Origin of the sequence: Streptomyces sp. NPDC091280 (assembly GCF_044768565.1) — a bacterium.
Classification (GTDB): Bacteria; Actinomycetota; Actinomycetes; order Streptomycetales; family Streptomycetaceae; genus Streptomyces.
This window is the reverse complement of the sequence record NZ_JBIVUZ010000006.1, coordinates 282,493-294,575: the sequence shown is the minus strand read 5'-3', so window position 1 is coordinate 294,575 and position 12,083 is coordinate 282,493. Positions and strand designations below refer to the sequence as shown.

The window sequence follows — 12,083 nt, the reverse complement described above, 5'->3', positions numbered from 1 at the left end:
CGGCGGGCCGCGGCGGGCCCCCGCATCCCCACGGCGGGTCTAGGCGCAGGGCGACAACGGCGGCACCGGGTCCAGTGCGCGCACCGGCCGGACGCACCCCACCGGCTCCCCGCCGCCGAGCAGCGGCTCCCCCGCGAACTCGCCGAGCAGCGACGCCGGAACCCCGGCCCGCGCGAGCCCGGCGGCGGCGACGGGCACACGTGCCCGGCCGGCCCCGTCCGCGATCTTCACCGCGACCGCCCGCCCGTCGGGCAACGCGGCGACCTCGACGCCTTCGAAGCCGTCCTTGGCCAGCAGGCCGGGAACGGCCCGCATCAGCGCGGCCACGTCCCGCCCGTCCCCGGACGCCATCTCCGGGAACTCCCGCATCGCGTCCGCGACCCGGGCCTCGGGCGTGCCCGGCGCCGCGGTGGTGATCCGCGCGACGGCCCGCGCGAGCCCGTGCAGGGAGATGGAGAACAGCGGAGCCCCGCATCCGTCGACGCTCACCCGTGCGATCCGCTGCCCGGTGAGATCCTCGACGATCTCCGCGATGGCCTGCTGAAGCGGGTGCCCGGGGTCGAGGTAGTCGTCGAGGGACCAGCCGTTGAGTTTCGACACGTAGAGCATCGCCGCGTGCTTCCCGGAGCAGTTCTGCGCGAGCCGGGACGGCGCCCGCCCCGCGCGGATCCACGCGTCACGGACGGCCGGGTCGAAGGGGAGGTCCGGGACGTTGCGCAGAGCGTCCTCGGTGAGCCCGGCGAGGTCGAGGATGCGCCGGGTCCCGGCGAGGTGGCGTTCCTCGCCGGAGTGGCTGGCGGCGGCGAGCGAGAGCAGTTCGCCGTCGAGGGGCAGGCCCGCCCGCACCATGGCGACGGCCTGGACGGGCTTGATCGCCGAGCGCGGGTAGAACGCGGCCTCGATGTCGCCTAGTTGGAGCTGGACCTGTCCGTCGGTGTCGAGGACGACGACGGAGCCGTAGTGGATGCCCTCGACCAGTCCGTCGCGGATGAGGTGGGCGACGGGTGCGTGGAGGGGTTCACGGATGAGGGGTGGGTCCGCGAGGGGACTGCTGTACATCACTGCCTGTCAGGTGAGGACGGCGTGGGTCTCACGCGTCGGGTGCGGTGGTGGACGGGTGCGTGACGCGGCGGCGGACGGCGAACCATCCGGCGACCAGCGCGGCGGCGATCAGCGGCAGACACAGGACGGTGGTGCGTCCGGCGCCGCCGTCGGCGTACATGAGGACCAGGACGGAGGCGAGGAAGGCCAGCGTGACCAGTTCGGTCCAGGGGGAACCCGGCAACCGGTAGGTGGGCCGGGTGAGTTCGCCGTTCTCGGTCTTCCGCCAGAAGACGAGGTGGCAGAGCATGATCATGCCCCAGGTGGCGAGGATGCCGATCGCGGCGAAGTTGAGGACGATCTCGAACGCGTCGGCGGGCACGACGTAGTTGAGGCCGACGCCGAGGACGCAGATGCCGCTGGTGAGCAGGATGCCGCCGTAGGGGACCTGGCTGCGGCTCATCACCGAGGTGAACTTGGGAGCCGAGCCGGACATCGCCATGGAGCGGAGGATGCGGCCGGTGGAGTACAGGCCGGAGTTGAGCGAGGACATGGCCGCGGTGAGGACGACGAGGTTCATGACGCCGCCCGCCGCGGGGATGCCGATGTTGGACAGCACGGTCACGAAGGGGCTCTGGGCGGCGCTGTACTTGTTCCACGGCAGCAGCATCGAGAGCAGGAGCACCGAGCCGACGTAGAAGAGGCCGACGCGCCACATGATCGAGTTGATCGCCTTGGGCATGATCTTCTCGGGGTTCTCGGTCTCGCCCGCGGCGACGCCGACGAGTTCGACGGAGGCGTAGGCGAAGACGACGCCCTGGATGATCAGGAGCATCGGCAGCAGGCCGTTGGGGAAGACGCCGCCGTTGTCGGTGATCAGGGACGGGCCGGGGGTGGTGCCGTCGACCTGGTGCTGGGTGGCCAGCAGGAAGATGCCGATCAGCATGAAGACGACGAGCGCGCTGACCTTGATGATCGCGAACCAGAACTCCAGCTCGCCGAAGAGCCGTACCGAGATCAAGTTGACGGTCAACACGACCGCGAGGGCGATCAATGCGATCAACCATTGAGGGATGTCGGAGAACATGCCCCAGTAGTGGGTGTACACGGCCACGGCGGTGATGTCGGCGATGCCGGTGGTGGCCCAGTTCAGGAAGTACATCCAGCCCGCTACGTAGGCACCCTTCTCTCCGAGGAACTCCCGCGCGTACGACACGAAGGCGCCGGAGGAGGGCCGGTAGAGGACGAGTTCGCCCAGGGCGCGGACCACGAGGAAGGCGAAGAGGCCGCAGACCGCGTACGCGATGAAGAGGGACGGGCCGGCGTCGGCCAGGCGACCGCCCGCGCCGAGGAAGAGGCCGGTGCCGATCGCGCCGCCGATGGCGATCATGTTGACGTGCCGGGACTTCAGGGACTTGCTGTAGCCGGCGTCTCCGGCGTCGACATGGCCGGATCGTTTCTGCACGCCGTCGTGCAGGGACTGCTCGCTCACGCCTCGGGGCCGCCTTCCGTGGGGGTGTCGGTGCGCGCGGGGCGCACGATGTCGGTGAGGGTCGTCTCGACCCGGTCGAGGTGGTGGGACATGGCCTCGACGGCGTCCGGCTCGCTGCCGTCGATCAGCGCCTCGACAATCGCCCGGTGCTCGCGGTTGGACTGCTCGCGCCGGCCGCCGAGTTCGTTGAGGAACGCGGACTGGCGGGCCAGCGCGTCGCGGATCTCCTCGATCACGCGGCGGAACACCGGGTTCTGGGCGGCCTCCGCCACCGCGAGGTGGAAGAGGGTGTCCATGGCGACCCACGCGGTGGTGTCCGTCTCCCGCTCCATGCGGTCCAGGAGGTGGGCGAGATGGTCCAGGTTCTCCGGGGTGCGGCGCAGCGCCGCGTACCCGGCGACGGGTATCTCTACATGGCGGCGGACTTCCAGCAGGTCGCTGGCCGCGTAGTCGCCGAAGGTGGGGTCCTCCACGGCGTTGGCGACCACGAAGGTGCCCTTGCCCGTCTTGGAGACGGTCAGGCCCATGGTCTGGAGGGCCCGCAGGGCCTCGCGCAGCACGGGCCGGCTGATCTCCAGGGTGCGGCACAGCTCGGCCTCGGAGGGCAGCTTGGCGCCGATGGCGTAGTCGCCGCGCTCGATGGCGCCGCGGAGGTGGACGAGCACCGCTTCCATGGCGCTGACGCGCCGCGGTCCGACTCCACCTGTCTGGCTGTCTGACAGGTTCACGGACGTGATCCTGCGGGTGACGGGACAGTGCTGTCAAGCGCCCGGAAAAGAAAAATACAGCGGGCGTGAAGCCTGAAATTCCGGCTTCACGCCCGCTGTCATGATCGTCGCTCCGCTGTCAGCTGTTGAGCACACCCGCGCCGAGCAGCCCGAACAGCAGGACGCCGATGATGATCCGGTAGATCACGAAGGCGTTGAAGGAGTGCTTCGCGACGAACTTCAGCAGCCAGGCGATGGAGGCGTAGGCCACCACGAAGGACACGATCGTGCCGACGGCGAGCGGGGCGGCGCCGACGCCCGCCCCCAGGGCGTCCTTCAGCTCGTAGATGCCGGCGCCGGTCAGGGCGGGGATGCCGAGGAAGAACGAGAGCCGGGTGGCGGCGAGCCGGTCCAGGTCGAGGATGAGACCGGTGGACATGGTCGCGCCGGAGCGCGAGAAGCCGGGGAAGAGCAGCGCGAGGATCTGTGAACTGCCCACCAGCATCGCGTCCTTGAAGGTGGTGTCGTCCTCGCCGCGCTTGTGCCGGCCCATCTGGTCCGCCGCCCACATGACGCCACTGCCCACGATCAGCGAGGCGGCGACCACCCACAGCGAGCCGAGCGGGCCGTCGATGAGCGGCTTCGCGGCGAGGCCCACGATCACGATCGGGATGGTCGAGTAGATGACCCACCACGCGAACTTGTAGTCGTGGTGGTAGCGCTCCTCGCGGTTGAACAGACCGCGCCCCCAGGCGGTGACGATCCGCACGATGTCCTTGAAGAAGTACAGGAGCACGGCGGCGATGGCGCCGACCTGGATGACGGCCGAGAACCCGACGACGGCGTTGTCGTCGACGGGGATGTTCATCAGCCCCTCGACGATCTTCAGATGGCCGGTGGAGGAAACGGGCAGGAACTCGGTCACCCCCTCGACGACTCCGAGGACGGCGGCCTGACCGACGCTGATGACGCTCATGGGATCCAGTTCTTCGGGATTGGTCGACAGTGCTGTAGACAATAGCGCTGGAGGCGGTACCGCTCGGGCGCGGGATCCGCCCGGTTTCTTACGCCCACAGGGCCTGCGCGATCGACACCCCGACAAATGCCGCACCGAGGCCCGCCGTCACGCTGCCGACGACATTGGCGGCGGCGTAGAGCCCCGCCCCTGTCTCGGTCAGTCGCAGTGTCTCGTACGAGAAGGTCGAGTACGTCGTCAGGGCCCCGCAAAGGCCTGTACCGACCAGGAGTTGGAGATGCGAGCCCGCCGCACCGGCGGACACCGCACCGGTCAGGGTGCCCAGGATCAGACAGCCGGTGACGTTCACCGCGAAGGTGCCCCACGGGAACACCGAGTCGTGCCGGGTCTGGACCGCGCGGTCGGTGAGATAGCGCAGCGGGGCGCCGACGACGGCTCCCGCCACGACCAACAGCCAGTTCACAACGAGCTCTTACCCTTCACGTCCGTTTCGCCGGGCTCGTCCGCGCGGCCGACGTAGCTGATGACCTCGCAGTCGTCGAGGATCACCAGGCCCTCGGTGACCAGTTCGTCGAGCTGCGGCAGGAAGGCCCGTACGCGCTCCTCGGTGTCCACGATCACGATCGCCACCGGCAGGTCCTCGCTGAGCGACAGCAGCCGGGTGGTGTGGATCAGGGAGGAGGCGCCGAAGCCCTCGATGCCCCGGAAGACGCTGGCACCGGCCAGGCCGGCGGTGTGCGCGCGGTGGACGATCTCCGTGTAGAGGGGCTTGTGGTGCCAGGTGTCGTTCTCGCCGATGAAGACGGTCACGCGCAGGGCGCTGCCGGTCAGCCTGGTCATCGCTGCCTCCACTTCAGGACGCGCCGGGCCGCCGTCACCGCGAGCCGCACCGCCGCGAGGGCCGCGAGCAGGGTCGCGGCGAGATAGGCCAGCGCGGTGCGGGGATGGCCCGCGTCGACCAGTTTCTGGATGTCGACGGCGTACGTCGAGAAGGTGGTGAAGCCGCCGAGCACACCCGTGCCGAAGAACGGCCGGACCAGCCGGTGGGCGGCCCACACATCGGTGATGACCACCATGAACACGCCGATCACGGCGCACCCGACGACATTGATCCAGAACGTCGTCCAGGGGAATCCGCCGCTCTGCGCGGGCCACCACAGGGAGGCCGCGTACCGGGCCACCGCGCCGATCGCGCCGCCCAGCGCGACGACGGCGACCACGGGTCCCTGACCGTGCCAGACGGACGGCCGCGAGGCCTGTGGCCGGGCGCGCACGCTCTCGGCTTCGGGGGCTGTCATAACCGTACGTCTCCTACTCGTCGGGGGCCCTTCGGGCACACGCCTCTACAAGTAGGGACCGTTGGCGGCACCTCTGCCGCGGTTCGGGTACGGCGGGCCCCACCGCCGCGCCGCGAGGAGTGCTCGCGGCCGGGCATCAGGGTAACGCCGGTGACGTGCCGGGGTCACTTCGGGGCGGGCGGCTCGCACACCTCCACGGGTGGGTCCGGCGCGCGTACGCTTGCTGTTCCCGCCGGTCGTCGTGGCACCCGGGCACGTTTGCCGAGCCCATTCCCGGTGACCCGGATCGCGCTGCCGCTCGGCGAGAGGCGGGGAGGCGAGAAGCGGGAAAGGGGGCCGACGATGACATGGTCGGCCGCCCGTCGCGCGGGAATCCGCCGGTGAACCGCGTCCGCACCGTCTGGCGGCGGCTGGGCCTCGCCGAACTCACCCGGCGCGGGCGGGAGTTGGAGCTGCTGCACCGGGCCATGGGGTTCGCGACGCTCGCCCTGGTCACGCTGGCGCCGCTGCTGATCGTGGTGGCCGCGGCCGATCCGATCGGGCACGGCGGCTTCGCGCTGTGGCTGGTGGACGGCATGGACCTGTCCGGCCGCTCGGCCCGCGCGCTCACCGACGTCTTCACCCCGCCCCGCAAGGTCATCGGCACCACCAGCGCCTGGAGCGTGGCACTGCTCGCGCTCTTCGGGCTGTCCTTCGCGTCGAGCGTGCAGAGCGGCTACGAGCACGTGTGGCGCCCGAGCGGCGCGCCCTGGCACCGCGTCTGGCGCCAACTGATCTGGCTGGTCATGCTGATGGGCTATCTGTACGCGCAGGTGCGGACCCGTGACGTCCTCGCGGGCACGCCCCGCGTCCTGCTCGGCATGGCGGCCGGTCTGCTGTTCTTCTGGTGGGGCCCGCACTTCCTGCTCAGCCGCCAGGTCCACTGGCGCTACCTCCTGCCGGGCGCGGTCGCCACGATGGCGGGACTGGTCGGCCTGCGCTGGTTCTCGTACCTGGTGTTCACCCCGCTCCTGGTCACCAACGCGGTCAGCTACGGCCCGGTCGGCACGGTGCTGGTGGTGGAGTCCTGGCTGGTCGGCGTGGGGTTCGTGCTCTACGGGGGCGCGCTGGTGGGCAGGCTGCTGTGCGAACGGTTCGCGGACCCGCGAGCGCCGTTCCGCACCGGGCCGGAGGGAGCGCGGGACGCGGACACCGGGCAGGACACCGGGCACGACACGGTGTGAGGCCCGGGGCATGGGCCGGAGCGTGGCCCGGAGCGACGGCCGGGGCTACCAGCCCTTCTCGAACATCCGGGCCACCTCGGCGATCCGGACCTCGTCGCGCTGGTAGTAGGTACGCAGCCGGATCCGCCGGGTGCGCAACAGGCCCAGGGACACGAGGAGTTCGAGGTGGGTCTCGGCGACCTGGCGGGACACGCCCAGCTTGGCCGCCACCGCTTCCGAACTGACCCCGGCCTCGGCGAGACACCGGTGTGCCGGGAAGTGGGCGGCCGGGTCTCTCAGCCACTCCAGGATGTCCCATCGCCGCTGACTTGCCGGAGTCCTCAGCATCTCGTGCCCCTCCGTCCTGCGCGCCGCTCGCCGCGTCCTCCCACTCTCCCGCAGCACGCCCCGCCGCGTCCCGGACTCGGTGCCCCTTGTCCGGGACCGGCCGTTCCTGTGCGCCGCGACCGCCACCGCTGAGGCAGGCGGCGACGCACGGGACACGACGAGACCGCCGGGAGTGAACTCCGTTATCCCGCAGCGGAGTTGGCCGAACCACACCGCCTCAGTCGCACAGGAACGCACGCGCACCGGCCCCGGTACGTCCCCCTCCGCCCGCGGCACACGGCTCGCGCGGGCGGAGGGGAGCCCGCTCAGCCGTCGAGTCGTACGACCCGGACGGCACCGGCGGGAACGGCGAGACCGCCCGCCGCCCGTTCGCCGGTGAGGAGTTCGGTGCCTTCGGTGCTCAGTGGCACCTTGACATCCGAGGCGGTGTGGTTGATCGCGAAGAGGAAACCGCCCGACTCGCCTTCCCTGCGGACGACTTCGACGTCGCGGGGCAGGTCGGCGCGCGGGGCGACCCGGGCGTCCTCGGCCGCCCGGCCGAGCACCGCGTCGAGGCCGCGCGGGTCGAGACGCGTGGACACGTACCAGGCGGTGCCCTCGCCGAGGCGGTGCCGGGTGACGGCGGGGCGGCCGGCGGTGAGGCCCTCGGCGTACGTCCACACGGTCTCGGCGCCGCGCGGGACCACGAACTCCGTCCATACGTCGCCGGTGAGTTCGGAGCCGTCCGGGCCGGTGACGCGCACCCGGTCGCCCTCCAGCAGGGGCGAGAACTCCTCGACGGTCAGGCCGAGCACGTCCCGCAGGGCGCCGGGATACGCGCCCTCGTGGACGGCGTCGTGCTCGTCGACGATGCCGGAGAAGCAGGAGACGACGAGGGTGCCGCCCCGCTCGACGTACCGCTTCAGGTTGCGGCCGGCCGTCTCCGTCATCAGGTACAGCGCGGGCACGACGACAAGGGGATAGGCCGACAAGTCGGCTTCCGGGTGGGCGAAGTCGACCGTGAGGTGACGGTCGTAGAGGGCCTCGTAGAACGCGTCGGCGCGCTCGCGGGCGTCCAGGTCCTGGCTGGGGCGCCACTCCAGCTTCTGCGCCCACCACGAGTGCCAGTCCCATACGACGGCCACGTCGGCCCGCGTGCGGCTGCCGCGGACGGCGCTCAACTGCTCGACCGACGTGCCGAGTTCGACCACCTCGCGCCAGACGCGGGTCTCCGTGCCGCCGTGCGGGAGCATCGCCGAGTGGAACTTCTCGGCGCCGCGCCGGGACTGGCGCCACTGGAAGAACATCGCGCCGTCCGAGCCGCGCGCGACGTGCGAGAGGGCGTTGCGGGCCATCTGGCCGGGGGCCTTGGCGGGGTTGCGGGGCTGCCAGTTGACGCCCGAGGTGGAGTGTTCGAGGAGCAGCCAGGGGGCGCCGCCCGCGACGGAGCGGGTGAGGTCGGCGGCCATCGCGAGGTTGACATGGGTGCGGCGGCCGTCGGTGATCAGGTAGTGGTCGTTGGTGACGAGGTCGACCTCGCGGCCCCAGGCCCAGTAGTCGACGGACTCGCACTGGCTGAGGGCGGCCATGAAGTTGGTGGTCACCGGGATGCCGGGGGCGAGGCGGTGCAGGATGTCCCGTTCGGCGACGAAGTTCTCGCGCATGGTGGCGTCCGCGAACCGCGTGTAGTCCAGCGCCTGGGCCGGGTTGACGGCGGTCGGCGTGAGACGCGGCGGATTGATCTGGCCGAGGTCCCCGTACCGCTGGCCCCAAAAGGCCGTGCCCCAGGCTTCGTTGACGCCGTCGACGCTCCCGTACGTCCCGGTCAGCCAGCGGCGGAAGTGGGCGGCGCAGGAGTCGCAGTAGCAGGCGGAGACGGGGACGCCGTACTCGTTGAAGACGTGCCACAGCGCGAGGGCGGGGTGGGTGCCGTAGCGCTCGGCGAGCCGGGTGGTGATGTTCGCGGCGGCGGCGCGGTAGTCGGCGTTGCTGTGGCAGATCGCGCCGCGCGAGCCGAACTCGTGGCGGGTGCCGTCGGCGGTGACGGGCAGGGCCTCGGGGTGGGCGCGGTAGAACCAGGCGGGCGGGGCGACGGTGGGCGTGCCGAGGTCGACGCGGATGCCGTTGGCGTGCAGGAGGTCGATGATCCGGTCGAGCCAGCCGAAGTCGTACTCGCCGGGCTCGGGCTCCAGCAGGGCCCAGGAGAAGATCCCGACGCTCACCATGGTGACGCCGGCCTCCCGCATCAGCCGGACGTCCTCCTGCCAGACGCTCTCCGGCCACTGCTCGGGGTTGTAGTCCCCACCGAAGGCGAGCCTGGTGAGCCCCTTGGGTGTGGTCTCCGGCATGGATCTCTCCCGTAGTCGATCATTTGGGAACGTGCACACAACACGCCGTGCGGCGCGACCTCAACATAACCGCACGTCCGTGACCGCTGACAAGTGCGCCTGTCGTTTCCGTGCCAGGAATGCTGTGAACGCTCCCATAGTGGTGCTTCAAGCTCCGGGCCCGGGAGCCGTAGAGTCGTGACCATGAGCACTACGGGGGGTCGGCGCAGGCCGCCGACGATCCATGACGTGGCACGCGAGGCGGGCGTCTCGCGGGGCACGGTCTCGCGCGTCCTCAACGGCGGGCACTATGTGAGCCCGGCCGCGCAGGAGGCCGTCAACGCGGCCATCCGCAGGACGGGTTACGTCGTGAACCGGCACGCCCGCTCGCTGATCACCGGGCGTTCGGACTCGGTCGGCTTCCTGCTGACGGAACCGCAGGAGAAGTTCTTCGAGGACCCGAACTTCAACGTCCTGCTGCGCGGCTGCACCCAGGCGCTGGCCGCGCACGACATCCCGCTGCTGCTGATGCTGGCCGGCACCGAGGACGAGCGGCGGCGCATCACGCGGTACATCACCTCCGGGCATGTCGACGGCGTCCTGCTGGTCTCCAGCCACTCCGGGAACCCGGTGGCGGAGGAGCTGAACGAGGCGGGCGTGCCGCTGGTCGCGTGCGGCAAGCCGATCGGGCTCGGCTCCAAGATCAGCTATGTGGCCGCCGACGACCGGGACGGCGCCCGGGACATGACCCGGCACCTGCTCTCCCTGGGCCGCCGCCGCATCGGCACGGTCACCGGCCCGCTGGACACCCCGGGCGGTGTCGAGCGGCTCGCGGGTTACAAGGAGGTGCTCGCCGAGGCGGGCGTCGAGGCGGACGACCGGCTCGTCGTCTCCGGCGACTACAGCCGGCTCAGCGGCGAGCGGGGCGCCGAGCGGCTGCTCGCCCAGGTGCCGGACCTGGACGCCGTGTTCGTCGCCTCCGACCTGATGGCGCGCGGTGTGCTGACCACGCTGGAGCGGGCCGGGCGGCGGGTGCCGGAGGACGTGGCCGTGGGCGGCTTCGACGACTCCCCCGCCGCGCTCGCCTCCAGCCCCGAACTCACCACGATGCGGCAGCCGTTCGACCGGATCAGCGCGGAGATGGTGCGGGTGCTGCTGGCGCAGATCGGCGGCGAGGACACGGCGGCGGTGATCCTGCCGACGGAGCTGGTGAAGCGCGAGTCGACGTAGAAGACGTAGGACACGCACGAGACGCGGGAGGGGGCGGGCCGTCGGCCCGCCCCCTCGTCGCTCAGCGTTCTCAGGCGGTCGGGTTGACGACCACCTCGGCCGTGTTGTTCGCGGTGTTCGGGTCGAAGGCGACGGGCCGGTCGGCGTGCGGAGTCACTAGGACGCGGCCGGTCGCGTCGGGGACGACCCGGTCGATGCGCAGTTGGAACGGGAAGCCGATGTCCGTGCCGGGCCCCGCCCAGATGGGCAGGGAGCAGGCGTAGTGGGCGACGGCCGGGTCGTCGCCCGATGTCCGGGCACCGTGGCAGTCCGCGGGCACGGACGTGGCGGTGGTGCCTTCCGGGACGTAGAAGTCGACCACGGCGACCGGGTCGCCGGAGCCGGCGTTGGCGACCCAGGCCGGTCCGTCGTTGGTGAACCGGACGGCGGCGGTGACGGTGTCGCCGACCGCGCCGCTCACCTCGTTGCCGTGCGCGGCGAAGTCGGCGGTGTTGTCGGCGTCGATGTTCCAGGCGCGGCTGTTGTCCGAGCTGTCGAGGTCGGTGACGCCGTCGACGGGCTCGATGTCGTAGTCGAACCGCTCGAAGAGCGCGTGGTCGTTGACGGTGAGGTGCAGGGGCGCGGGCAGTTCGACGGTGGCGCCGGGTGCGATGTCGGTGTCGAAGGCGCAGGTCGCGTGCGTCATGGGCATGTAGGTGCCGCTGGCGTCCGGCTCGGTGTAGGTGCACTGCGGGTAGCGGGTGACGACGTCGAGGCCGTACGTCGCGTACAGCTGGACCGTGAAGCCGTGGGCGGTCTCGTTGCCCGTGTTGGTGATGGCGAACGGCACCGTGAGGTCGGTGCCGAGCGCGACGCCGGCCGTGGCGTGCGGGGCCTCGACGCCGAGGTCCGGGCCGGAGCGGACGGTGACGGGGGTCTCCGCGCTGCCCTCCGGGGCGGTGAGCGTGCCGTCGGGTCCGCCGGTGGCCTCGGCGGAGTACTCGATCGTGCCCTGCGCCCCCACGGCGGCGCCCGCGACGGCCCGCACCTGGAGCTGGACCTGAGTGGTCCAGGTGGTGGGCACGTCCCCGGTGTCGCAGACCGCGACGGTGCCCGCGTCGTCCGGCGTGCAGTTGTCGGGCCAGGCCACCTCGGCGACCCCGGCGAGCCCGGAGGCGTCGACGGTCAGCCGGCCGTCCGTGACCGTGAAGTTGCCGTTGTCGTGGTACAGACCGAGCTTCAGCGTCCGGTACTGCGCGGTGCCGCCGGCCGGCGCCACGGTGATCGACTGGTCGTACGGCGCCTGGATCGACAGCTGATCGGTCTGCGGCTCGTCGTCGGCGAAGGCGGCCCCGCTCCCGAGACCGGTGAGGACCAACGCCCCCACGGCGCCCGCGCAGGCTCCGCGACGCAAGCGACGCCGGACGGAGACAGATCTCATGACATCCCCCATGTTGGTACGGCCGAGGCCCGGCAACTGAGCTGTGCCGGGCGGGAGTTGGAC

The 12,083-nt window shown here is 71.2% G+C and carries 12 protein-coding genes; 2 read left to right on the top strand and 10 right to left on the bottom strand.

Features of this window, described 5'->3' with window-relative positions; genetic code table 11:
* Window positions 1-39 precede the first annotated feature (39 nt).
* From ACIQPR_RS20150 to crcB (ACIQPR_RS20120), 7 genes are all read right to left on the bottom strand, one after another.
* A complete protein-coding gene (locus ACIQPR_RS20150) occupies window positions 40-1,059 on the bottom strand; it encodes an asparaginase (RefSeq protein WP_403650092.1) in 1,020 nt (339 codons plus the stop codon).
* 31 nt (window positions 1,060-1,090) lie between these two features.
* On the bottom strand, window positions 1,091-2,533 hold the full coding sequence (locus ACIQPR_RS20145; protein ID WP_403650089.1) for an amino acid permease: 1,443 nt from the start codon (window positions 2,531-2,533) through the stop codon (window positions 1,091-1,093).
* Complete coding sequence (locus ACIQPR_RS20140; protein WP_403650629.1) at window positions 2,530-3,207, bottom strand: FadR/GntR family transcriptional regulator; 678 nt, start codon at window positions 3,205-3,207, stop codon at window positions 2,530-2,532. Before ACIQPR_RS20140 ends, ACIQPR_RS20145 begins: the two co-directional genes overlap by 4 nt.
* Before the next feature lie 172 nt (window positions 3,208-3,379).
* The gene (locus ACIQPR_RS20135) at window positions 3,380-4,216 is read right to left on the bottom strand and encodes an undecaprenyl-diphosphate phosphatase (RefSeq protein WP_403650087.1); all 837 of its coding nucleotides are present in this window, start codon (window positions 4,214-4,216) and stop codon (window positions 3,380-3,382) included.
* Window positions 4,217-4,304: 88 nt separating this feature from the next.
* A complete protein-coding gene (gene crcB / locus ACIQPR_RS20130) occupies window positions 4,305-4,679 on the bottom strand; it encodes a fluoride efflux transporter CrcB (RefSeq protein ID WP_403650084.1) in 375 nt (124 codons plus the stop codon).
* On the bottom strand, window positions 4,676-5,056 hold the full coding sequence (locus ACIQPR_RS20125) for a DUF190 domain-containing protein (protein WP_403650081.1): 381 nt from the start codon (window positions 5,054-5,056) through the stop codon (window positions 4,676-4,678). The genes crcB (ACIQPR_RS20130) and ACIQPR_RS20125 overlap by 4 nt, the downstream gene beginning before the upstream one ends.
* A complete protein-coding gene (crcB, locus tag ACIQPR_RS20120; protein ID WP_403650078.1) occupies window positions 5,053-5,514 on the bottom strand; it encodes a fluoride efflux transporter CrcB in 462 nt (153 codons plus the stop codon). The genes ACIQPR_RS20125 and crcB (ACIQPR_RS20120) overlap by 4 nt, the downstream gene beginning before the upstream one ends.
* Window positions 5,515-5,894: 380 nt before the next feature.
* Between crcB (ACIQPR_RS20120) and ACIQPR_RS20115 the strand changes: the two genes are divergently transcribed.
* Window positions 5,895-6,737 carry a ribonuclease BN gene (locus tag ACIQPR_RS20115; RefSeq protein ID WP_403650075.1) on the top strand — a complete coding sequence of 281 codons (843 nt, stop codon included), beginning with the start codon at window positions 5,895-5,897 and terminating at the stop codon, window positions 6,735-6,737.
* Window positions 6,738-6,782: 45 nt separating this feature from the next.
* Here the strand turns inward: ACIQPR_RS20115 and ACIQPR_RS20110 are convergent, their stop codons facing one another.
* The gene (locus ACIQPR_RS20110; protein WP_403650072.1) at window positions 6,783-7,064 is read right to left on the bottom strand and encodes an ArsR family transcriptional regulator; all 282 of its coding nucleotides are present in this window, start codon (window positions 7,062-7,064) and stop codon (window positions 6,783-6,785) included.
* Between the two features lie 305 nt (window positions 7,065-7,369).
* Window positions 7,370-9,391: a beta-galactosidase gene (locus ACIQPR_RS20105; protein ID WP_403650069.1), complete on the bottom strand. Its 2,022-nt coding sequence runs from the start codon at window positions 9,389-9,391 to the stop codon at window positions 7,370-7,372.
* A 177-nt stretch (window positions 9,392-9,568) separates the two neighbouring features.
* Here ACIQPR_RS20105 and ACIQPR_RS20100 point away from each other — a divergent pair, with 177 nt between their 5' ends.
* Window positions 9,569-10,600, top strand: coding sequence for a LacI family DNA-binding transcriptional regulator (locus tag ACIQPR_RS20100; protein ID WP_403650066.1), 1,032 nt, complete (start codon window positions 9,569-9,571; stop codon window positions 10,598-10,600).
* 70 nt (window positions 10,601-10,670) lie between these two features.
* On the opposite strand, the gene ACIQPR_RS20095 is transcribed toward ACIQPR_RS20100, so the two are convergent.
* Entirely contained in the window at window positions 10,671-12,020 is a 1,350-nt protein-coding gene (locus tag ACIQPR_RS20095; RefSeq protein ID WP_403650063.1) for a hypothetical protein, read from the bottom strand.
* Between the last annotated feature and the right edge of the window lie 63 nt (window positions 12,021-12,083).